23 protein-coding genes are annotated in these 20,025 nt (G+C 72.7%); 14 read left to right on the top strand and 9 right to left on the bottom strand.

Annotated elements, in window-relative coordinates; all coding sequences use genetic code 11:
* Positions 1-36: 36 nt before the first annotated feature.
* Positions 37-849: an enoyl-CoA hydratase/isomerase family protein gene (locus tag OG456_RS28245; protein ID WP_266565760.1), complete on the top strand. Its 813-nt coding sequence runs from the start codon at positions 37-39 to the stop codon at positions 847-849.
* A 54-nt stretch (positions 850-903) separates the two neighbouring features.
* Here the strand turns inward: OG456_RS28245 and OG456_RS28250 are convergent, their stop codons facing one another.
* Positions 904-1,638 (bottom strand): nucleopolyhedrovirus P10 family protein, encoded by a 735-nt coding sequence (locus tag OG456_RS28250; RefSeq protein WP_266565762.1) that lies wholly within the window; start codon positions 1,636-1,638, stop codon positions 904-906.
* A 117-nt stretch (positions 1,639-1,755) separates the two neighbouring features.
* Between OG456_RS28250 and OG456_RS28255 the strand changes: the two genes are divergently transcribed.
* Genes OG456_RS28255 through amaP form a run of 5 tightly spaced genes read left to right on the top strand, consistent with a single transcriptional unit; the run spans position 1,756 to position 4,033 of the window.
* Positions 1,756-2,217, top strand: a complete 462-nt coding sequence (locus tag OG456_RS28255) for an Asp23/Gls24 family envelope stress response protein (protein ID WP_266565764.1) — start codon at positions 1,756-1,758, stop codon at positions 2,215-2,217.
* Between the two features lie 39 nt (positions 2,218-2,256).
* Positions 2,257-2,442, top strand: a complete 186-nt coding sequence (locus tag OG456_RS28260; RefSeq protein WP_227293983.1) for a hypothetical protein — start codon at positions 2,257-2,259, stop codon at positions 2,440-2,442.
* 3 nt (positions 2,443-2,445) lie between these two features.
* Positions 2,446-2,790 carry a hypothetical protein gene (locus OG456_RS28265; protein ID WP_266565767.1) on the top strand — a complete coding sequence of 115 codons (345 nt, stop codon included), beginning with the start codon at positions 2,446-2,448 and terminating at the stop codon, positions 2,788-2,790.
* Positions 2,787-3,449, top strand: a complete 663-nt coding sequence (locus OG456_RS28270; protein WP_266565769.1) for a DUF6286 domain-containing protein — start codon at positions 2,787-2,789, stop codon at positions 3,447-3,449. Before OG456_RS28265 ends, OG456_RS28270 begins: the two co-directional genes overlap by 4 nt.
* A complete protein-coding gene (amaP, locus tag OG456_RS28275) occupies positions 3,446-4,033 on the top strand; it encodes an alkaline shock response membrane anchor protein AmaP (protein WP_266565771.1) in 588 nt (195 codons plus the stop codon). Before OG456_RS28270 ends, amaP begins: the two co-directional genes overlap by 4 nt.
* 25 nt (positions 4,034-4,058) lie before the next feature.
* Here the strand turns inward: amaP and OG456_RS28280 are convergent, their stop codons facing one another.
* The 6 genes from OG456_RS28280 to OG456_RS28305 all read right to left on the bottom strand — a co-directional run bounded on the left by OG456_RS28280 (position 4,059) and on the right by OG456_RS28305 (position 9,532).
* Positions 4,059-4,814: an SDR family oxidoreductase gene (locus tag OG456_RS28280; protein WP_266565773.1), complete on the bottom strand. Its 756-nt coding sequence runs from the start codon at positions 4,812-4,814 to the stop codon at positions 4,059-4,061.
* A gap of 5 nt (positions 4,815-4,819) precedes the next feature.
* Positions 4,820-6,607 (bottom strand): glycoside hydrolase family 15 protein, encoded by a 1,788-nt coding sequence (locus tag OG456_RS28285; protein WP_266565775.1) that lies wholly within the window; start codon positions 6,605-6,607, stop codon positions 4,820-4,822.
* A gap of 91 nt (positions 6,608-6,698) precedes the next feature.
* Complete coding sequence (locus tag OG456_RS28290; protein ID WP_266565777.1) at positions 6,699-7,493, bottom strand: SURF1 family protein; 795 nt, start codon at positions 7,491-7,493, stop codon at positions 6,699-6,701.
* A 55-nt stretch (positions 7,494-7,548) separates the two neighbouring features.
* A complete protein-coding gene (locus OG456_RS28295) occupies positions 7,549-7,782 on the bottom strand; it encodes a hypothetical protein (RefSeq protein ID WP_127830357.1) in 234 nt (77 codons plus the stop codon).
* A gap of 63 nt (positions 7,783-7,845) precedes the next feature.
* Positions 7,846-8,841 carry a DEDDh family exonuclease gene (locus OG456_RS28300; RefSeq protein WP_266565783.1) on the bottom strand — a complete coding sequence of 332 codons (996 nt, stop codon included), beginning with the start codon at positions 8,839-8,841 and terminating at the stop codon, positions 7,846-7,848.
* Positions 8,842-8,902: 61 nt separating this feature from the next.
* The gene (locus OG456_RS28305) at positions 8,903-9,532 is read right to left on the bottom strand and encodes a TetR/AcrR family transcriptional regulator (protein ID WP_266565785.1); all 630 of its coding nucleotides are present in this window, start codon (positions 9,530-9,532) and stop codon (positions 8,903-8,905) included.
* Positions 9,533-9,615: 83 nt separating this feature from the next.
* Here OG456_RS28305 and OG456_RS28310 point away from each other — a divergent pair, with 83 nt between their 5' ends.
* From OG456_RS28310 to OG456_RS28345, 8 genes are all read left to right on the top strand, one after another.
* On the top strand, positions 9,616-10,413 hold the full coding sequence (locus OG456_RS28310) for an acetoacetate decarboxylase family protein (RefSeq protein WP_266565787.1): 798 nt from the start codon (positions 9,616-9,618) through the stop codon (positions 10,411-10,413).
* Positions 10,413-11,297 (top strand): SDR family NAD(P)-dependent oxidoreductase, encoded by an 885-nt coding sequence (locus OG456_RS28315; protein WP_266565789.1) that lies wholly within the window; start codon positions 10,413-10,415, stop codon positions 11,295-11,297. The genes OG456_RS28310 and OG456_RS28315 overlap by 1 nt, the downstream gene beginning before the upstream one ends.
* Positions 11,298-11,307: 10 nt before the next feature.
* Positions 11,308-12,591, top strand: a complete 1,284-nt coding sequence (locus OG456_RS28320) for an amidohydrolase family protein (RefSeq protein ID WP_266565791.1) — start codon at positions 11,308-11,310, stop codon at positions 12,589-12,591.
* Positions 12,588-13,814 (top strand): amidohydrolase family protein, encoded by a 1,227-nt coding sequence (locus OG456_RS28325; protein WP_266565793.1) that lies wholly within the window; start codon positions 12,588-12,590, stop codon positions 13,812-13,814. The genes OG456_RS28320 and OG456_RS28325 overlap by 4 nt, the downstream gene beginning before the upstream one ends.
* 22 nt (positions 13,815-13,836) lie before the next feature.
* A complete protein-coding gene (locus tag OG456_RS28330; RefSeq protein WP_266565795.1) occupies positions 13,837-14,559 on the top strand; it encodes a VIT family protein in 723 nt (240 codons plus the stop codon).
* Positions 14,560-14,683: 124 nt separating this feature from the next.
* The gene (locus OG456_RS28335; protein ID WP_266565797.1) at positions 14,684-15,586 is read left to right on the top strand and encodes a sterol desaturase family protein; all 903 of its coding nucleotides are present in this window, start codon (positions 14,684-14,686) and stop codon (positions 15,584-15,586) included.
* A 71-nt stretch (positions 15,587-15,657) separates the two neighbouring features.
* Positions 15,658-16,314 carry a lysoplasmalogenase gene (locus OG456_RS28340; RefSeq protein WP_266569463.1) on the top strand — a complete coding sequence of 219 codons (657 nt, stop codon included), beginning with the start codon at positions 15,658-15,660 and terminating at the stop codon, positions 16,312-16,314.
* A gap of 58 nt (positions 16,315-16,372) precedes the next feature.
* A complete protein-coding gene (locus tag OG456_RS28345; RefSeq protein ID WP_266565799.1) occupies positions 16,373-17,416 on the top strand; it encodes a zinc-dependent alcohol dehydrogenase family protein in 1,044 nt (347 codons plus the stop codon).
* A gap of 18 nt (positions 17,417-17,434) precedes the next feature.
* Here the strand turns inward: OG456_RS28345 and OG456_RS28350 are convergent, their stop codons facing one another.
* Together OG456_RS28350 and OG456_RS28355 are read right to left on the bottom strand one after the other, a co-directional pair.
* Entirely contained in the window at positions 17,435-18,439 is a 1,005-nt protein-coding gene (locus OG456_RS28350) for a CopD family protein (RefSeq protein ID WP_266569464.1), read from the bottom strand.
* Between the two features lie 111 nt (positions 18,440-18,550).
* Entirely contained in the window at positions 18,551-19,957 is a 1,407-nt protein-coding gene (locus OG456_RS28355; protein ID WP_266565801.1) for a CoA transferase, read from the bottom strand.
* Between the last annotated feature and the right edge of the window lie 68 nt (positions 19,958-20,025).

A 20,025-nucleotide genomic window follows, 5' to 3' on the forward strand; every position in this document is an offset into this window, starting at 1 on the left:
GACCCTGTCTCACTGCGCACACCATCGGAGGCACGCATGGCTTCGCTCGACACCGGATCCGGCAAGATCGCACCGGTACTCGACAAGGACGGGGTCCGCCTCACCGTCGACGGCTCCATCGCCACGGTGACGCTGGCCAACCCGGACAAGCGCAACGCCCAAAGTCCTGCTCTGTGGCGGGCGTTGGCCGACGCCGGGAAGTCCCTGCCGGGCAGCGTGCGCGTTGTCGTACTGCGCGCGGAGGGACTCTCGTTCTCCGCGGGCCTCGACCGTCAGGCGTTCACGCCCGAGGGTTTCGACGGCGAGCCGTCCTTCATCGACTTGGCGCGCGGCTCCGACGACGTGCTCGACGACACCATCGCCGAGTACCAGGAGGCGTTCACCTGGTGGCGGCGCAGCGACATCATCACCGTCGCCGCGGTGCAGGGGCACGCGATCGGCGCGGGCTTCCAGCTCGCCCTCGCCTGCGATCTGCGGATCGCCGCCGAGGACGTGCAGTTCTCCATGCGCGAGACCAGCCTCGGTCTGGTGCCCGACCTCACCGGCACGCACCCCCTCGTCTCCCTCGTGGGATACGCGCGCGCCCTGGAGATCTGCGTCACCGGCCGCTACGTCCACGCCGACGAGGCCGGCCGCATCGGCCTGGCCAACCTCGTGGTGCCCGCCGACCAGCTCGACGCCGCCGCGCGCGACCTCGCCGGAGCACTCATCGCCGCGCCCCGCGACGCCGTCATCGAGACCAAGGCCCTGCTCCAGGGCGTCTCCGGACGCTCGTACGAGGAGCAGCGCACCGCCGAGCGCGCCGCTCAGGGACGCCGGCTCCGGGACCTGGCGGGCCTCGGCGACTGACGCGACCCACACCTGGCCCACGCATGACCGGGGCTGACCCGGGCCGGACGGCCCTCAGTGCACGGCGGTCACCAGAACGGCCACTGACGGATGATCCGCCAGGGCCTCGGTGACCGCCGTCCGCACGTCCCGCGCCACGTCGAGCGCCCGCCGCCCGCCCGACACGGCCAGTTCGATCCGTACATGGCGGCGCGGCAGCGTCGCCGTGCCCTCGGAACGCTCCCCGATGTGCACCGCACGCCCCAGGCCGCCCAGCGCACCGGTCAGCCGCGACACCCCCGGCACGGAGAGCGCGGCCTGCCCGGCCCGTTCCTCGTCGCTGTCACCCGTGGCCTGCCGGCTGTCCACGACATCCGCCTCCGCGTCCACCGAGGCGGGCTGCGCCTGCGCGCCGTCGTCGAGCAGCGCCGTCACCCGCAGGTCCACCTGGACCACCGCGAGCCCGAGGCCGTCGGACGCCGCGCGGGTCAGGGCCGCGCGCAGCCGGGACGCGGCCGTGGGCAGCGGTTCGTCCGGTGCCGCCGCGCACTCCGCGACGATGCGCAGCGGCCCCGGCGGCAGAGCACTCGGCGGCGGGGACACCACGGACTCGTAGGAGCCCTCGGGGTCGGCGAGCTCGATGCGCAGGCTTTCCAGCCGCACCCCCGGCACCGACTGGGCTGTCCGGCGCAACGCCGACCGCGCCGCCGATTCGGCCAGCCAGCACCCGTCCTGCGGCCCTCCGAGCGGTACCAGCCTGCCGAGCCCGAGCTGGTGTCGTACTGCCTGCGTCCATCGGTCAGCGCTCATTGCCCCAGCCTGCCGCATCCATGGCGCGCGACCGGGCAACCGCACTTAGTGTGGTCGAAAGAGCAGTGACTCCCAGAGAACGACCTGAGAGAACCTCTTCGAAAGGGACGACCCGCGATGAGCGACACCGCAGAGAAGCCGGGCGAAGCGACCGGGGGCAGGACCAGTGTGACCAAGCGGGGCGGCGGATCCGCCGGGACACGAGGACGCACCACCATCGCCGACGGTGTGGTCGAGAAGATCGCCGGCCTCGCCGCGCGGGACGTCATGGGCGTGCACGCGATGGGCAGCGGCCTGTCCCGCACCTTCGGAGCCGTACGCGACCGGGTGCCCGGCGGCACCAAATCCGTGTCGCGCGGGGTGAAGGCCGAGGTCGGCGAGGTACAGACGGCGCTCGACCTGGAAATCGTCGTGGAGTACGGGGTGTCGATCGCCGATGTCGCCCGTGACGTGCGCGAGAACGTGGTCGCGGCCGTCGAGCGCATGACCGGCCTCGAGGTCGTCGAGGTCAACATCGCGGTGAGCGACGTCAAGCTGCCCGACGAAGAGGACGAGGAGCCGGAGTCCCGGCTTCAGTAATCACCCGCCCGCGAGCTTGCCCTTGAGGAGGAGCGCTCGATGAACCTGGCCGTGATCGGCATGATCGCCGGAATGGCTCTCGCTTTCGCCGGATACTTCGGCGGATTCGGGGCCTTCCTGCTGGTGGCGGCGCTCGGCGCCGTCGGCTTCGTCGCCGGCCGGTTCCTCGAGGGGGACCTGGAACCCGGTGACTTCTTCCGCTCGCGCGGCGACCGGCGGCGGTGACCGGTGGCGACGCAGGTCGCGCCCGCCGATCGCGGCGCGACCCGGATCGCCGACCGGGTCGTCGCGAAGATCGCCGCACAGGCGGCGCGTGAGGCAATCCCCGCCGTTCCGGCGGAGGGCAGCGCCCCGCACGCCACCGTCTCCGTGCGCCACGACATCGCCCATGTGCGGATCAGCCTCGAACTGGAGTATCCCGGCGACATCGGAACGCAGTGCGGCGCCGTGCGTCGTCAAGTCGCCGAGCGGGTAAAGGCGTTGGCGGGGATGGAAGTGCCCGAGGTGGCCGTCCAGGTGGAGCGGCTGCACTCCGAGCACGATCGCGGCGCGGCACAGCGGAGGATCCGATGAGCGAGCCCACACAGTCCCTGCCCGTCGTCGAACGCGGGCAGGGCGAGCTCGACCAGTTCGGCCAGTCGGGGTCTGCGGCCACCTACAAGGCGCTGCCCACGCTGGAGGGCGAGCACGGCACCGGCCGCTTCTGGTCGCCGCGCCGGATCCCCGCCGCACTGGTGGCGATCGTCCTCCTCGGCGGCTCCGGGATCCTGCTCTACGACATCGCCGCCGTGCGCGCGGGCCACTCCGCGATGCGCTGGCGGCGCGCCCTCGCTCGAGAACTCGCCGACCGGCCCCTGGACAACGTGTGGGTGCTGGTCGGCGCCGGCGTGGCCGCCCTGCTCGGGCTGTGGCTGATCGTGCTCGCCGTGACGCCCGGCCTCCGCGCCGTCCTGCCGATGCGCCGCACCCACACCGACGTACGGGCCGGACTGCACCGCGACGCGGCCGCCATGGTCCTGCGTGACCGGGCCATGGAGGTGGCGGGCGTGCAGTCCGTACGCGTACGGATGAAGCGCTCCAAGGCCGAGGTGCGGGCCGTCTCGCACTTCCGTCAACTCGACGACGTACGCGCCGACTTGGATGCCGTGATCGGCGAGACCGTCAAGGGGCTCGGACTCACCGCCACACCCGGCCTGTCCGTACACGTGGCGCGGCCCGGAAAGAAGGGATGAGCCCCGTGCTCAGGACCGTGAACCGGGTCGTCGTCGGCCTCGTCGGGCTGATCCTCGTAGTGGCCGGAGGGTCCGTCCTCGCCGTCGGACTCGGTGTGTCCCCGCCGTCCTGGTGGATCTACGACGGGCGGCACGACGTGCTGCTCAGCAGGGCGGACGGCTACCGGTGGCGCGGCGACGCCTGGTGGTGGCCGGTCGTCATCGCCGTGCTCGCCGTCTGTGTGCTGCTCGCGCTGTGGTGGCTGGTCGCCCAGCTGCGCCGGCGCCGGCTCGCCGAGGTCCTCGTCGACACCGGGGACGGCGAGGGCGCGCTGCTGCGCGGCCGGGCGCTCGAAGGGGTCCTCGTCGGCGAGGCGGAGTCGCTCGACGGCGTGGAGAGCGCCCGGGTCCGCCTGACCGGGCGGCGCTCCGCACCCCACGTACACATGGGCCTGCTCCTCGAACCGCACGTTGAGCCCGGGGCCGCGCTTCAGCGGATCAGCGAGGAGGCACTGGGCCACGCCCGGGACTCCGCCGGGCTCGCCGCCCTCCCGGCCGAGGTACGGCTCCGCGCGGTGAAGCACCGTGCGGAGCGCGTGAGCTGACCCGACAGGCCCAGCGCCCGCCGGCTCAGAAGCCGTGCCGGGAGCCGCCGTCCACCGGGAGCATCACGCCCGTGAGGTACGACGCGGCGGGCGAGAGGAAGAAGGCGGCGGCGCGGCCGAACTCCTCCGGCCTGCCGTAGCGGCGCAGCGGGATGCGCGCCTCGTTGGCGGCGCGGGTCGCCTCCGGGTCGGCGGACAGGCCGTCGAGCTCACGGACCCGGTCCGTGTCGATCCGTGCCGGGAGCAGGCCGACGACGCGGATCCCGCGCGGGCCCAGCTCGTCCGCGAGGGACTTCGCGAACCCGGCGAGTCCGGGGCGCAGGCCGTTGGAGATGGTCAGGCCGGGAATCGGCTCGTGGACGGAGCCGGAGAGCACGAAGCCGATGACACCGCCCTCACCGAGTTCGGCCGCGGCCGAGCGGGCGAGCCGCACCGCGCCGAGGAAGACCGACTCGAAGGCCGACTCCCACTGCTCGTCGGTGTTGTCCGAGAGGAAGCCGGGGGCCGGCCCGCCGACGCTGATCAGTACGCCGTCGAAGCCGCCGAAGTTCTCGCGCGCCGCGTCGATCAGACGCCGCGCGACGGCGGGTTCGGCGTTGTCGGCGGCGATGCCCACGGCGTTCTCGCCGAGCGCTTCGGCGGCCTCGGCCACCCGCTTCTCGTCCCGCCCTGTGATGATCACCTTCGCGCCGTCGGCGACGAGCTCACGCGCGGCGGCGTTGCCCAGGCCGCGGGTGGCGCCGGTGACGACGTAGACACGGTCCTTCAGTCCAAGATCCATGGGTCCTATCCTGCCTCGCCGGTCCCGAACAGCGTGAGGGCGGTCCCCACCAGGCCGATATGGCTGAAGGCCTGCGGGAAGTTCCCGAGCTGGCGCCCCGACGCGGGGTCGTACTCCTCGGCGAGCAGCCCCACGTCGTTGCCGAGCGCGCAGAGCTGGTCGAACAGCTCGCGGGCCTCCTGCGTGTGCCCCGTCAGATGCAGCGCGTCCGCGAGCCAGAACGAGCAGACGAGGAACGTGCCCTCGCGGCCCGGGAGTCCGTCGACACCGGTCGCCTCGGCGCTGTAGCGGCGCACGAAGCCGTTGTCGGAGAGCTCGTCGCGGATCGCCTGGACGGTGCCGAGGACGCGCGGGTCGTCCGGCGGCAGGAAGCCGACGCGGGGGATGATCAGCAGTGACGCGTCGAGCTCGGTCGAGCCGTAGTACTGCGTGAACGTGTTGCGTTCCGGGTCGTACCCGCGCTCCAGGACGTCACGGTGGATGTCGTCGCGCAGCCGCCTTATGGCGTCGAGATCGCCCGGCAGATCGGGCTCGTCCTCCAGAGCCATGACGATGCGGTCGGCGGCCACCCACGCCATCACCTTCGAGTGCACGAAGTGCCGGCGCGGCCCGCGGACCTCCCAGAGTCCCTGGTCGGGCTGGCGCCACGCGGTGCTCAGGAACTCCACGAGGGCCAGCTGCAGCCGCCACGCGTGCGGCTCGGACGGCATGCCCGCGAGCCGCGCCAGGGAGAGCGAGTCGATCACCTCTCCGTACACGTCGAGCTGGAGCTGGTGCACGGCGTCGTTGCCCGCGCGTACGGGGACGGAGTGGCTGTATCCGGCCAGCCACGGGAGTTCGATCTCGGGCAGGCGGCGCTCGCCGGAGAGCCCGTACATGATCTGCAGGTCCGCCGGGTCGCCCGCGACCGCGCGCAGCAGCCAGTCCCGCCATGCCTTGGCCTCGTCGAGAAAGCCGGCCGACACGAGCGCGCCGAGGGTGAGGGTCGAGTCGCGCAGCCAGCAGTACCGGTAGTCCCAGTTGCGCACGCCGCCGAGCTCCTCCGGCAGCGACGTGGTGGGCGCGGCGACGATCCCGCCGGTGGGTTCGAACGTGAGCGCCTTCAGCGTGACCAGGGAGCGCAGGACCACGTCCTTGCGCGGGCCCTCGTAACGGCACTGCGCCGACCACTGCTCCCACTCCTCCTGGGAGCGGCGCAGGGACTCGAACGGGTCGATGAGGCGGGGGCGCGGCTCGTGCGACGGGTGCCAGGTCAGCACGAACGCGACGGACTCTCCCTCCTCGACGGTGAACTCGGAGTGGGTCGTGAGGTCCTTGCCCCAGGTGCGTACGGGGGGTTCGCTGCGCAGCCACATCGAATCGGGCCCCGCGACGGCCACGCGGTGGCCGTCGGACTTGCGCATCCACGGCACGATCGACCCGTAGTCGAAGCGCAGGCGCAGGGTGCCGCGCATCGTGACGCGGCCCCTGAGCCCCTCGACAATGCGTACGAGGTCGGGGGCCTCGTCGCGCTGCGGCATCAGGTCGGTGACCCGGACGCTGCCCTCGTCGGTGTCCCACTCCGTGTCGAGGACGAGGGTGCCGGGGCGGTAGGAGCGGCGGGTGCAGTCGCCCGCGCCCTTCGGGGCGAGCTGCCAGTGGCCGTTCTCCTCCTTCTTGCCCACGAGCGCGGCGAAACAGGCCGCCGAGTCGAAGCGGGGGAGGCAGAGCCAGTCGACGGAGCCGGCACGGGAGACGAGGGCGGCTGTCTGCTGGTCGCCGATGAGCGCGTAGTCCTCTAGGGGTCGGTGCACGTGAGGCGGGTTCCCGGCGGAAGGGGCCGCCAATCCCCACCGAGGGCCGGGCGGGTGAGGGCGCATGCGCGCGCGGCAGCGGCTCCGGGTCCTACACCGTGGCGGGTTCGGGGCCCGCGGGGGCCTCCTCGGCCGACGCCGCCTCGGCGCGGTCGCGGCGCTCGCGCCGGACCAGCACGACGAAGCCGACGGGCACGGCCGCGGCGAACAGCCACCACTGGACCGCGTACGCCATGTGCGGGCCGATGTCGCTGTGGTTGGGCGTGGGGATCAGCTGGGGGGTGTTGCCCTTCGGGCCGGGCGACGTCTGCTCGATGAATCCGCCGAGGACCTGCTTGCCGAGCGCCTTGGCCTGCTGGCCGCTGCTGATCAGCATGATCTGACGGTCCGGCAGCCCCTTGACGTTCTTGATGCCGCTCGCGGCGGTCGTCTCGTCGGCCAGCAGGCGGCCGGTGACGGTGATCTCGCCGCGCGCGGGCGCGGGGATCTTCGGGAACGCGGTCTGCGCGCCGTTGGCCGGGATCCAGCCGCGGTTGACGAGGAGCACCTTGCCGTCGTCGAGGACGAACGGGGTCAGGACGTGGAAGCCGACCTCGCCGTCGGTGTTCGTGCGGCGCCGCACGACGACCTCGTGCGCGGTGTCGAACGCCCCCTTCGCGGAGACCCGGCGGTGGATCTCGGCCTTGGGTACGGGCTTCCCGGGGGAGGTGAGCTGCTCGGCGGGCAGCGGCTTCGCGGAGAGCGCGTCACCGATCTGCTGGTTCTGAGCGACGCGGTGCTCGTGACGGTGCAGCTGCCAGAAGCCCAGCTTGATCATCGTGGGGATGAGAAGGAGGGTGATGAGGGCGAGGATCACCCACTGCCGGGACAACAGGAAGCGGTACACCCCACGACCGTACAACTCGGTCGTGGGGCGACATCACGGGGGTGTGCCGGAGGGCTCAGACCTTGTCGACGATCCCCACCCTCCCCTCCGCGCGCGAGCAGTGCGCCCCGCAGTACCAGTGCCCGTCGACCTCTACTCCCTGGCCGACGATGCGGCACCGGCAGTGCTCGCAGATCGGCGCCATGCGGTGGATGGCGCAGGAGAAACAGTCGAAGACGTGCACCGCGCCCTGCGCGTGCACCTCGAAGGACATTCCGTAGTCGTTTCCGCAGACCTCACAACGTGCCATGCGCCACAGGGTGGGCTTCGCGGTCGCGCGGGGCGAGCGGTGGGCGGGCGAGTCGCCGCGCAATCACCCGTCTGACGCCGGGGCCACGTCGCGCAGGAGCTGGCCGAAGGCCGCCTCGTCGATGACCGGTGTGCCGTACTGCTTCGCCTTGACGGCCTTCGACGTGTACGAGTCGGGGTCGTTCGTGACGAGGACGCTGGTGAGCCGGGACAGGCTCGTCGCGATGTGCAGCCCGGCCTCGACGGCGCGGTCCTCCAGGAGCTCGCGGTCCACCGAGGTGTCTCCGGAGAACGCCACCCGCATGCCCTGCTTGAGCTGTTTGCCCGGTTCGTATCGCCCGGGGTTCGGGTACGGGCACGGCTGCCGCTTGCGCGACGGGCGCCACGTCCCGCCGCCCCCGTACGAGGACGACGACGGGGCCGAGCCCTGGCGGCCGATGCGCGCCGCGCCGTCCGTCCACTCCGTGAGCGGTCTGCACTCGAGCAGGGGCAGCCGTACCCCGCCGCTCGCGGCGGCACGCAGGCTCGGCCGGAACGCCTCGGCGAGCACGCGCGCGTCGTCGAGCGCGTGGTGCGCGTTGCGCTGGACTACGCCGAAGTGCGCGGCGAGGGACTCCAGCTTGTGGTTGGGCAGGGGGAGGCCGAGCTCCTTGGACAGCGCGATGGTGCACAGGCGCTGGCGGACGGGGGCGGTGCGCTCCGCGCGGGCGTACTCCCGGGCGATCATCGACCAGTCGAAGACCGCGTTGTGGGCGACGAGCACGCGGCCGTCGAGCCGGGTCGCGAACTCCTCGGCGATGTCCTTGAAGAGGGGCGCGCCTTCGAGCACGTCGTTCGTCAGGCCGTGGATCCAGACGGGGCCCGGGTCGCGCTCGGGGTTGACCAGCGTGTACCAGTGGTCCTCGACCTCGCCCCGCGCGTCGAGCCGGTAGACGGCTGCGGAGATTATCCGGTCGTCCCGGGAGAGGCCGGTGGTCTCCACGTCGACGACCGCGTATCCCTGCGGATACGCGGCCGGCCAAGGAGCGGCGGACGCGGCGGTCGTCTGGTCTTCGAGCATGGTCCATGAGGATACGGGCCGCGACTGACACCTCCGTCGCCCGGTCCCGCGGCTGCGTCCGTTATGTCCGCAACAGGCCTGACACCAGGGCCCTGACGGAGGCGTCGAACACCTTCTCCGGGTCGGCCGGAAGGCTGAGCGCGCGGGCCAAGGCGGCGTCGCCCTCCGCCGTCCGCGCGCCCCACAGCTCCTCCTCGCCGGGCCGCTGCACGGGCGCGCGCTCGCGTTGACGCTCCACCAGGACATGGCCGACGACATGGAACTGCACCGCCCGTACGACCCCGGCGGCGCGGGTCCCGCGCAGGCCCGCGGCGTGCACCTCGCGCACGAGGACCTGTTGCGCCGGCAGGAACATCCGCTCGGTCAGACCGCGTTCGTGGACCATCGCGACGAGGTGCGGATGGTCGCGCAGTTGCCGGCGCAGGGCGCGGGCGACGGAGGCGACGCGCTGCTCCGGTGTGGCGCCGCGGGGGCGGATCTCCCCGAGGTCGGCGACGGTGCGCTCGACCAGGGCTTCGAGCAGCGACTCGCGGTTACCGACGTGCCAGTAGATCGAGGTGACGGCGGTGCCGAGCTCGGCGGCGAGCTTGCGCATCGTCAGGGACTGCGGGCCCTGCTGTTTCACCAGCTTCGCGGCGGCGGCGAGGACCTGTTCCCTGTCGAGATGTGTGCGCGTGTCTTTACCCTTCACGGAAGCTGTTGTAACTGTGTTACAGAACATCCGCAAGTGCACGCCCGGCCACGCAAGTCCGCGCCGACGAAGGGTGGTACGACATGGCACGCATTCGATACGGAGCACGCACGGAGGCAGAGATCTCCGCCGCGCGCACCGCGAGCTCGAAGCTCCCCGACATCTGGTCCACGGGGGTGGTGGCCGTCTGGGAGAGCGACCCGGACGCGGTCGCCGCGGTACTTCCGCCCCCGCTCAAGCCCACCGAACGCCCGCTGGTGCGGGCCAACATCAGCAAGGTCGACCTGCCCGGCTACCCCCTGGGCGCCGGCTCGGTCGCCGTCGCCGCCGAGCACGGCGGCGTCGAGGGCTGGTATCCGCTCGTCATGCCGATGACGCACGAGCGCGCCCTGATCGGCGGCCGTGAGGTCTTCGGCGAGCCCAAGAAGCTCGGTGAGGTGAGCGTCGAGCGCGACGGCCTCGTGGTGCGCGCGGCACTCGCCCGGCACGGCATCGCCTTCGTGGAGGTGCGCGGCGCGGTGAGCGGCGCCCTGCCCCTGCCCGAGCCGACGCTCAAGACGGACTTCTACTTCAAGTTCCTTCCCGCAGTGGACGGTTCGGGCTTCGACATGGAGCCGGTGCTCGTGCACTGCCTGCGCAACGAGAAGGTCCGCAAGCTGGAGCGGATCACCGGGGACGTGGTCCTGCGCGAGTCGATGTACGACCCGGTCGCCGACCTTCCGGTGCGCGCCGTCGTCGAGCTCACCATCGGCGAGAAGACGACCGACCAGAAGGGCAAGGTCGTCGAACGCGTCAGCGCACAGGCGCTGCTGCCGTACATCCACCAGCGCTACGACGACCCGCAGCAGATCCTCGACGGGCCGCCCGAGGGGAGCGTCTGATGCGGCTGGAGGCGGGACAGGTCGCCGTCGTCACGGGCGCGGCGAGCGGCATCGGCCTCGCGATGGCACGGCGGTTCGCGGCCGACGGCCTGAAGGTCGTGCTCGCGGACGTCGAGGAGTCCGCCCTGGAGAAGGCCGCCGCCGGCCTGAGCGAGGACGGTGCCGCCGTGCACGCGCGCGTGGTCGACGTCGGCGACCGCGGCCAGGTCTTCGCCCTCGCGGACGCGGCGTACGAGAAGTTCGGCGCCGTCCATGTCCTGTGCAACAACGCGGGCGTCGGCTCGGGCGCCGAGGGTCGCATGTGGCAGCACGAACCGAACGACTGGAAGTGGGCGTTCGAGGTCAACGTGTGGGGCGTCTTCCACGGAATCCAGGCCTTCGTGCCGCGCATGATCGAGGGCGGCGCGCCCGGCCACGTCGTCAACACGTCCTCCGGCGACGGCGGTATCGCCCCGCTGCCCACCGCCTCCGTGTACGCGGTCACCAAGGCGGCCGTCGTGACGATGACCGAGTCCCTGTACGCGCACCTGAAGGCGGAGCACGCGCGCGTGGGCGCCTCCGTGCTCTTCCCCGGACCCCACATGCTGCGCACCGGGCTGTGGGAGTCGCACCGCAACCGGCCCGAGCGGTACGCCAAGGAGAGGCCGCGCAGGACCCCGTACCGCAGCCTCGGCCAGTGGGAGTCCGCGATGAAGGACGCGGGCCAGGAGGTGGAGTTCACGCCGGTCGAGGAGGTCGCGGACTTCGTCGCCGAGGGCATCGGTGCCGGGCGCTTCTGGCTGCTGCCGCAGAGCGAGCACAGCGACCGGCAGATCAAGGCCAGGTCGGCCTCGATGCTGGAGCGCGCGAACCCGGCGTACCTGGAGAGCTTCATTCTGGACTGAAGGGCATGTGATGACCGACCAGGATCCCTACCTGATCATCTCCTCCGACTGCCACGCCGGGCTGCCCACCGAGGAGTACCGGCCTTATCTGGACAGCCGTTTCCACCGCGCCTTCGACGAGTTCCTCGGCGAGCGGGGCGCCCGCCGCGAGGAGGCGACGCGGCTCGGCATCCGCAACGACGCGTTCGCCGCCAAATGGTTCGCCGACAACTCGGAAGGTCTGCGCGGCGGTTGGGACACCGCGCAGCGCCTCAAGGAGCTGGACGGCGACGGGGTGGCCGCCGAGGTCGTCTTCCCCGACGCGGACGCCGTGGACAGCCAGACGGCCGCGCCCTTCGGCGTGGGGCTCGGGCTCTCCGGTGACCAGGACCCGGAGCTCGGCATGGCGGGCGCCCAGGCGCACAATCGCTGGCTCGCCGACTTCGTCTCCGAACACCCCGAACGGCACTGCGGGGTCGCCCTGCTGCCCATCACCGGCGAGGTCGGCCGCGTCGTCGCCGAGGTCCACCGCGCCAAAGAGTCGGGGCTCGGCGCGCTGATGATCCCCTCCATGTGGGTCGACAAGGCGCCCTACCACGACCGGCGTTACGACCCCGTGTGGGCCGCGGCTGCCGAGTGCGCGATGCCCGTGGTCACGCACTCCGGGGCGGCGCCCCGCCACGAGTACGGCGACCATCTCGGGATCTATGTCTCCGAAGTGACGTGGTGGCCCGCGCGGCCGCTGTGGTTCATGCTCTGGTCGGGTGTCTTCGAGCGCCACCCGGGCCTGAAGTTCGGCGTCGCGGAGTCGGGCTGCTGGTGGCTGCCCAACCTGCTCTGGTTCATGGACCGCCTCTACCTGGGCGCGCACGGCGGCAAGAAGCTCTCGCCGTTCGCGGAGCTGAAACGCTCCCCGCACGAGTACCTGGACCGCCAGGTGTTCATCTGCGCCACCAACACCAAGCGCCGCGAACTCGCCCAGCGCTACGAGATCGGCGTCGACAACATCCTCTGGGGCAGCGACTTCCCGCACCCCGAGGGCACCTGGCCCGACACGCGCGCGTGGCTGAAGAAGACCTTCCACGACATCCCGGTGGCGGAGACCCGGCGCATGCTGGGGCTCGCCGCCGCCGAGGTCTTCGGCTTCGACACGGAGAAACTGGCCCCGCTGGCCGCCCGCATCGGCCCGACCCCCGCCGAACTCGGCCAGGACAGCGACCAGTCGGCCGTCGAGGCCTCCTGGGCGCGCTCGCGTGAGGTGGGCCGCCACTGGCTGACCGATCACGACTTCCCCACCCTGGGGGTGACTTCATGAGCGAGCGCTACACCGTGATCTCCGCGGACTGCCACGCGGGAGCCGATCTCCTCGACTACCGGCCCTACTTGGAGTCCCGCCACCACGACGCGTTCGACGCGTGGGCGGCGAGCTACGTCAACCCGTACGCCGACCTGCTCGCGGACACCGCCGACCGGAACTGGAACTCGGACCGGCGCATCGCCGAGCTCGAACAGGACGGCATCGTCGCGGAGGTCGTCTTCCCGAACACGATCCCGCCGTTCTTCCCGTCCGCGTCCCTGATGGCCCCGGCCCCGACGCGCGAGGAGTTCACTCGGCGCTGGGCGGGTCTGCGCGCCCACAACCGCTGGCTCGCCGACTTCTGCGCCGCCGCCCCGGGGCGCAGGGCGGGCGTCTTCCAGATCCTCCTCAACGACGTCGACGAGGCCGTCGAGGAGATCAGGTGGGCCGCGGCCGCCGGGCTCACCGGCGGGCTGCTGCTGCCCGGCACACCACCGGGCTCGGGCCTGCCCGAGTTGTACTCGGCCGCGTACGACCCGATCTGGGCGACCTGCGCCGAGCTCGGCGTGCCGGTCAACCACCACGCGGGCTCGGCGTCCCCGCCGCTCGGCGACGAACCGGCCGCGCGTGCCGTGTTCATGGTGGAGACGACATGGTTCTCGCACCGGGCCCTGTGGCACCTGGTGTTCGGCGGCGCGTTCCGCCGTCACCCCGGCCTGAAGCTGGTCCTCACCGAACAGGGCTCGGGCTGGATCCCCGGGGTCCTGGACATGCTGGACTACTACCACGGGCGCCTGGTGGCCGCGGCGACGCGGGCGAACACGGCGGAGTCCAAGTTCGGTGCGGGGCTGGCCGATTCGATGGGCAAGGGGCCGTCCGAGGTGTGGCGCGAGAACTGCTACGTGGGGGCCAGTTTCATGCGCCCGCACGAGGTGCCGCTGCGCGACCGCATCGGCCTCGACAAGATCATGTGGGGCAGCGACTACCCGCACGACGAGGGCACTTACCCGTACACGCGCGAAGGGCTGCGGATCGCGTACGCGGGGCTGCCGCGCGACGAGGTCGCCGCGATGGTCGGCGGCAACACGGCCCGCGTCTACGGCTTCGACCTCGGCCTGCTCGACCCGATCGCGGCCCGCGTCGGACCGACCGTCCAGGAACTGGACGAACCCCTCGACGAGGCGCCGAAGGACGCGACAAGTCCGGTGTTCGCCCGGGGAGGGTCGGTCCGGATCTGGTGACCGACGGTGCGATGCTCGTCGGGTGACTGACGATGAGCAGGACGCACCGCACGAGGAGTCCCACGGCGGCGCGCTCGGAGCGCGGCTCAACTGGCTGCGCGCCGCCGTGCTCGGCGCCAACGACGGCGTGGTCTCCACCGCCGGGCTGGTCGTCGGCGTGGCCGGCGCCACCGAGGACCGCAGCACCCTCCTGACGGCGGGCCTCGCCGGGCTGCTCGCCGGCTCCATGTCGATGGCCGCGGGGGAGTACGTCTCCGTGTCCACGCAGCGCGACTCGGAGAAGGCGGCGCTCGCCCAGGAGAAGCGTGAGCTGCGCGAGTACCCGGAAGCCGAGCTTGTGGAGCTGACGGGGCTGCTCGAGGATCGCGGGCTCAGCCCCGAAGTGGCGCGGGAGGCCGCGGAGCAGCTCACCGCGCGCGACGCGCTGCGGGCGCACGCGCGCGTGGAGCTCGGTATCGACCCCGACGACCTCACCAACCCGTGGCACGCCGCCTGGGCGAGCTTCCTCGCCTTCACCGTGGGCGCGCTGCTGCCGCTGCTCGCGATCGTCCTGCCGCCCACCGCCTGGCGGCTGCCCGTCACCGTGGTCTCCGTGCTCGGGGCGCTCGCCCTCACCGGCTGGAGCAGCGCCCGGACGGGGTCGGCGGCGGTGCGGCCCGCGGTGTGGCGGAACATGGCGGGCGGGGCGCTCGCGATGGCCGTGACGTACGGGGCGGGGTCGCTCCTGGGGGCGGCCGGTGTCTGAGTGAACGCGCGGGAACCGGCGGAGATCAATGGCGGAAGGCACCAACAACGAGCGTCGTACCGCAGGTAATACTTGTCGGTAACACCGTCTAGCCGTGGCCCGTCCGCGGCTCTACGGTGCAGGCATGTCGCCGAACCTTCCCGATGTCGTGCTCTGGTCGATCCCGGCCTTCGTGCTGCTCACCGTCGTCGAGATCGTGAGCGTACGCATCCATCCCGACGACGACGCCGCAGGCTACGAGACCAGGGACGCCGCGACGAGCATCGGCATGGGGCTCGGCAGCCTCGTCTTCGACTTCCTGTGGAAGATCCCGATCGTCGCGATCTACACGGCGGTCTACGAGCTGACGCCGCTGCGCGTGCCGATCCTGTGGTGGACGATCCCGCTGATGCTCCTCGCGCAGGACTTCTTCTACTACTGGTCGCACCGTGGGCACCACGTCATCCGCATCCTGTGGGCCTGCCACGTCGTGCACCACTCCAGCCGCAAGTTCAACCTGTCGACCGCGCTGCGCCAGCCGTGGACGAGCCTGACGGTGTGGCCGTTCTACCTGCCGCTCATCGCGTGCGGCGTGCACCCGGCCGCGCTCGCGTTCTGCTCGTCGGTGAACCTCGTCTACCAGTTCTGGATCCACACCGAGCGCATCGACAAGCTGCCCCGCGCCTTCGAGTTCGTCCTCAACACGCCCTCCCACCACCGCGTCCACCACGCCTCCCAGGGCGGCTACCTGGACCGCAACTTCGGCGGCATCCTCATCGTCTGGGACCGCCTCTTCAGGTCCTTCGTGCCCGAGGTCGAGCGCCCGGTGTTCGGCCTGACCAAGAACATCAGCACGTACAACCCGCTGCGGGTCGCCACGCACGAGTACGCGGCCATCGCCCGGGACGTGAAGGCGGCCGGCAGCTGGCGCGAGCGCGGCGGCCGGGTGTTCGGCGGGCCGGGGTGGCAGCCGAAGGGCGCGCCCACGCCGGTCCCGGCCCCCGCCGCGGGTCAGACCACCGAGAAGGCAGCCGAGGGCGCCGCGTGACGCCGCTTCCGGCCCCGGCGCCAGAGCCCGGAGGGGCGCCGGTACCCGCACGTGAGCGCGCGGCACGCCTCCTGCTCGCCGCCTTCGCCCTGGCGTCCGCCGTCGACCTGATCGCCCTGCTCGCCGGGGCCGACGCCGTCCACACCGCCGCCAAGCCACTTCTCATGCCGCTGCTCGCCGCGTACGTCGCCGTGCGCGGCGGCCCCCGGCTCCTGACCGTCGCGCTGCTCCTCGGGTGGGGCGGCGACGTGCTGCTGCTCTTCGACGCCGACATCACGTTCCTCGCGGGCATGGGGTCCTTCGCCGCCGGACACGTCTGCTACCTCGTGCTCTTCAAGCGCGCGGGCACGCCACGCGCTCGTGGCGCCCTGCTCGCGGCCGCGTACGGCATCGCGCTCGTGACGACCGTGGCGCTCCTGTGGCCCGACCTGCCGGCCGACATGCGCGGGCCCGTCGCCGGTTACAGCCTGCTCCTGACCGCCATGGCGTACGGCTCCTCGCGCCTGGGCGCCACGGCGGGATGGGGCGGCGCGCTCTTCCTCCTGTCGGACACTCTCATCGCGACCGGCGTCGCCGACTGGCCGCAGCTCCCCCGGCCCGACTTCTGGGTGATGCTCACCTACATCGCCGCCCAGTACCTGCTGGCGCGCGGCGGGCTCGGACACCCCCTCGGCGCGCGGGCGGTACCGGTGGCGGCGTACCGTGAAAGGCGCACGACCACCACCTGAGGCGCCCCGCACGCGATCCGTCAGCGGCGCCTGTGACCAGCACGAAGGACCCCCACTCATGCGCGCCACCACCATCCACGCCCCGTTCGACATGCGCGTGGAGGACGTGCCGGAACCCGTCGTCCAGCTCCCCACCGACGCCGTCGTCAGGGTCCTGCGGGCCTGCATCTGCGGCAGCGACCTGTGGGCGTACCGCGGCGAGGCGGCCCGCCGGCCCGGCCAGCGCATCGGACACGAGTTCCTCGGCATCGTCGAGGGGACCGGCTCCGAGGTGACCGGCGTCCGGCGCGGCGACCTGGTCGTCGCCCCCTTCATGTGGTCGGACGGGGTCTGCGACTACTGCACCGAGGGGCTCACCACCTCCTGCGAGCACGGCGGCTTCTGGGGCGCGGTCGGTTACGACGGCGGGCAGGGCGAAGCGGTCCGCGTCCCGTACGCGGACGGCACCCTCGTGCAGCTGCCCGCCGACGCCGCCTCCGACGAGCACCTCCTGTCCGCGCTGCTCACGCTCTCCGACGTCATGGGCACCGGCCACCACGCCGCGCTCGGCGCGGGTGCGCGCGCGGGTGCCACGGTCGCCGTCGTCGGTGACGGCGCCGTCGGCCTGTGCGCGGTCCTCGCGGCCAAGCGGCTCGGCGCCGAGCGGATCATCGCGCTCGGCCGCCACCAGGTCCGTACCGACATCGCGCGCCGCTTCGGCGCCACCGACGTCGTCGCCGAGCGCGGTGACGCGGCGATCGAGGCCGTCCGTGAGCTGACCCGCGGCCAGGGCGCCCACGCCGTGATCGAGGCCGTCGGCACCGAACAGTCCATGAGCACGGCCGTGAACATCACCCGCGACGGCGGCGCCATCGGCTTCGTCGGCGTGCCGCACGGCAGCGGCACCGGTCTCGACCTCAGCGTCATGTTCGACCGGAACATCGCCCTGCGCGGCGGCGTCGCGCCCGTGCGGACGTACATCCCGCAGCTGTTGCCCGACATCCTCGACGGCACGATCGACCCGTCGCCCGTCTTCGACCTGACCGTCGGCCTCGAAGGAGTCCCGGACGGCTACAAGGCGATGGACCAGCGCACCGCGCTCAAGGTGCTCGTCACGAACTGACGTCCCGCGCGCGGGGGTTCACGACCAGCGGATCGGGAGCGGCAGCGCGGTCAGGACGGCCGACACCGCGACCACCACGCCCAAGGCGGCCACCTCCGCGCGCGCGGGCACGTACGCGGCCCCCAGGTCGCCGTGGCGCAGCCGCCCCCGCGCGGCCAGCGCGTACACCGAGACGACGGCCACGAGGATCACCTTCGCCAGCAGGGTGCGCCCGTAGGCCGTCGTCACCAGCTGATCGAGGACAGTGCCCGCCGGCATCCGGCGCAGCGTGCTGCACACACCGGTCGCCGTGAGGGCGGCGAGCAGGACGGCCGCCACGCGCGCGTAGAGCCCCAGCAGCGCGGCTCCCGCTTCGGGCGCCGTCGTACGCCAGCGGCGCAGCGTCCGCAGGACGTGCAGCAGACCGCCCACCCACAGCGCGGCACACGTCAGATGGACGACGGTCAGGGCCGAGCCGAGGTACGCCGTGTGCTCGGCCGGCGGGTGGACGCGCAGCGCCTCGGCCACCACGACGGCGGCCAGCGGCGCGAGCGCGGTCGCCGGGCGGCGCGAACGGGCGCACAGGGCCGCCACCACGAACGCGTTGACCTCAAGGAGGGCGAGGGTGCCGTCCCTGGTCCCGTAGAGCCCGGCGACGTCCAGGTCGGAGAGCGCGTGCGGCACGAGGTTGCCGTTCGCCACGATCGACGCGAGCCCCAGCGCGGCCAGGAACCCCGCCCAGGGCGCGTACGCCGACCAGCTGCGCGGCCCGTCCATGGACGGCGCCCCGGGCACCCGCCGGGACAGCCGCGCCGCGAACAGCTCGCCCGCCTGCACGCAGAGGGCGGCGAACAGGACCGCCCGAAGGAGCGCCACGCCGGTGACCCCGGGTGCCGCCGCCTCTCCCGTGCCGTCAAGGGCGGCGGAGGGCCCGAGCAGGGGGATCACCGCGGCCGCGGCGACGAGGACGAGCACGGCGACGGCCCGCCCGGTGGCGGGCCGTCGGGCGGGAAGGGAAGGGTCGTCCCCACCGGGGGCGGGCACCTCGGTGGCAGGTCGTACGGAACTCACCACATGATCTTCACCAGGTGTGACAGATCCGGGCAAGGCTGGGAAAACAACTGGCGCAGTGGCATTCCGCCTGAGCGGCCGGCTTCAGCCATGGCGCCACCCGGGCGAGTCGGCACCCCAAAGCCCGGGCGGACGCGCCCAGTTGACGGGCCCGCCGGTGAAGCCGGCCGACGGCAGCGCGTGCCGCAGCCGGCCCGCGGGACTGTCGGTCTCCGTGAGCCAGCGCGCCGGGTTCTCGGCGTCGTACGTCTTTCTGGCCGCGGTGGGCCCGTGCGGGAGCTCCCGCGTCAGCCAGTGCGCGGTCCGGGCGAGCGCCAGCCGCAGCGCGCGCGTGCCGCCCTCGTCCAACTGCTCGGTGACGGCGCGCAGCACGGCCGCCGCCAGGAGATAGCCCGTGCCGTGGTCCAGGGCCTGCGCGGGCAGCGCCCCCGGCCGCTCCCCGGACCCTTCGACGGCCGCGATGCCCGTGGTCGCCTGCACCACGCTGTCGAAGCCGCGCCGCTCGCCCCACGGCCCGTACGCACCCCACGCGGACAGCTGCGCCACGACGAGCCCCGGCCTGCGGGAGGCCAGCGCATCGGGGGAGAGGCCGAACCGGTCGAGCGCGCCGGGCCGGTAGCCGGTCACGACGACGTCCGCGCCCGCGAGGAGGTCCTCGAAGGCGCGCCGGTCCGCCGCGCCCCTCAGATCGAGCCGCGTGGACCGCTTCCCGAACCCGGTGTCCGCGTGCGCCTCCGGATCCTCCGGCAGCTGCGGGGCGTCGACGCGCAGCACGTCCGCGCCGAACAGCGCGAGGGTGCGCGTGGCGACGGGCCCACCGGTGACCCGCGTCAGGTCGAGGACGCGAAGGCCGGACGCGGGCAGCACCGGGTCGCCCGTGAGCGGGGGCAGTGACCGGGGCGCCGCCTTGTCGAGCCGCTCCCGGTCGAGCAGCGGCCGCCCGGCGATCGCCACCGCCTGAGGGTGCGCGGCCCATTCCTCCATGGTGCGCAGGGCGACGGCCAGGCCCCCGGCGGCGTACATGGTCTCCTCGACCTCGGCGGCCGACCGCTCCGCGAGCAGCGCGGCGACCCGCTCCACGGACGCGTCGTCGCCGAGCCCGAGCGCGGCCAGGAGCCGTGCTCGGTGGTGCGGATAGTTGGCGTGGGTGCGCAGCCACCCGTCCGCCGTGCGCCAGAACCGGGACAGCGGCGCGAAGTTGACCGTCGCGCGGCCGTCGATCAGCAGATGCCGCTCGCTGACGAACGCGGTGGCCAGGGCGCCGTCGTCGAGGACCACGCGGGGTACGGGCCGTCCGGTGCGCCGGGCGGCCAGCTCGGCCGCGGCCAGCGAGCACGCGCCCACGCACGCGCGTGCCAGGTCGATCACGGGCAGCCGCGCGGGCAGCGCCCCTTCCCTCACTACGGATGCGATGTGCGAGGTCAGGGCCGGGTCGCCGCCGAGCGCCGCCCAGGCCGCCCGCGTTCCCTCACCCACCGGTGCATGTGTCATGCGGGCACTATCGCGCACGGCCTCCGGAACGACACAGGTGGGCCGGACGCAGCCGCCCGGCCCACCTG

The organism is Streptomyces sp. NBC_01446 (assembly GCF_026340095.1).
GTDB lineage: Bacteria > Actinomycetota > Actinomycetes > Streptomycetales > Streptomycetaceae > Streptomyces > Streptomyces aureus.

Coding starts and splice junctions, on each gene's coding strand:
- OG456_RS28315 (WP_266565789.1), top strand. CDS start 10,413: ATGCGGCTGGAGGCGGGACAGGTCGCCGTCGTCACGGGCGCGGCGAGC.
- OG456_RS28325 (WP_266565793.1), top strand. CDS start 12,588: ATGAGCGAGCGCTACACCGTGATCTCCGCGGACTGCCACGCGGGAGCC.
- OG456_RS28260 (WP_227293983.1), top strand. CDS start 2,257: ATGAACCTGGCCGTGATCGGCATGATCGCCGGAATGGCTCTCGCTTTC.
- OG456_RS28270 (WP_266565769.1), top strand. CDS start 2,787: ATGAGCGAGCCCACACAGTCCCTGCCCGTCGTCGAACGCGGGCAGGGC.
- OG456_RS28345 (WP_266565799.1), top strand. CDS start 16,373: ATGCGCGCCACCACCATCCACGCCCCGTTCGACATGCGCGTGGAGGAC.
- OG456_RS28295 (WP_127830357.1), bottom strand. CDS start 7,782: ATGGCACGTTGTGAGGTCTGCGGAAACGACTACGGAATGTCCTTCGAG.
- OG456_RS28245 (WP_266565760.1), top strand. CDS start 37: ATGGCTTCGCTCGACACCGGATCCGGCAAGATCGCACCGGTACTCGAC.
- amaP (WP_266565771.1), top strand. CDS start 3,446: ATGAGCCCCGTGCTCAGGACCGTGAACCGGGTCGTCGTCGGCCTCGTC.
- OG456_RS28255 (WP_266565764.1), top strand. CDS start 1,756: ATGAGCGACACCGCAGAGAAGCCGGGCGAAGCGACCGGGGGCAGGACC.
- OG456_RS28355 (WP_266565801.1), bottom strand. CDS start 19,957: ATGACACATGCACCGGTGGGTGAGGGAACGCGGGCGGCCTGGGCGGCG.
- OG456_RS28335 (WP_266565797.1), top strand. CDS start 14,684: ATGTCGCCGAACCTTCCCGATGTCGTGCTCTGGTCGATCCCGGCCTTC.
- OG456_RS28250 (WP_266565762.1), bottom strand. CDS start 1,638: ATGAGCGCTGACCGATGGACGCAGGCAGTACGACACCAGCTCGGGCTC.
- OG456_RS28320 (WP_266565791.1), top strand. CDS start 11,308: ATGACCGACCAGGATCCCTACCTGATCATCTCCTCCGACTGCCACGCC.
- OG456_RS28300 (WP_266565783.1), bottom strand. CDS start 8,841: ATGCTCGAAGACCAGACGACCGCCGCGTCCGCCGCTCCTTGGCCGGCC.
- OG456_RS28310 (WP_266565787.1), top strand. CDS start 9,616: ATGGCACGCATTCGATACGGAGCACGCACGGAGGCAGAGATCTCCGCC.
- OG456_RS28280 (WP_266565773.1), bottom strand. CDS start 4,814: ATGGATCTTGGACTGAAGGACCGTGTCTACGTCGTCACCGGCGCCACC.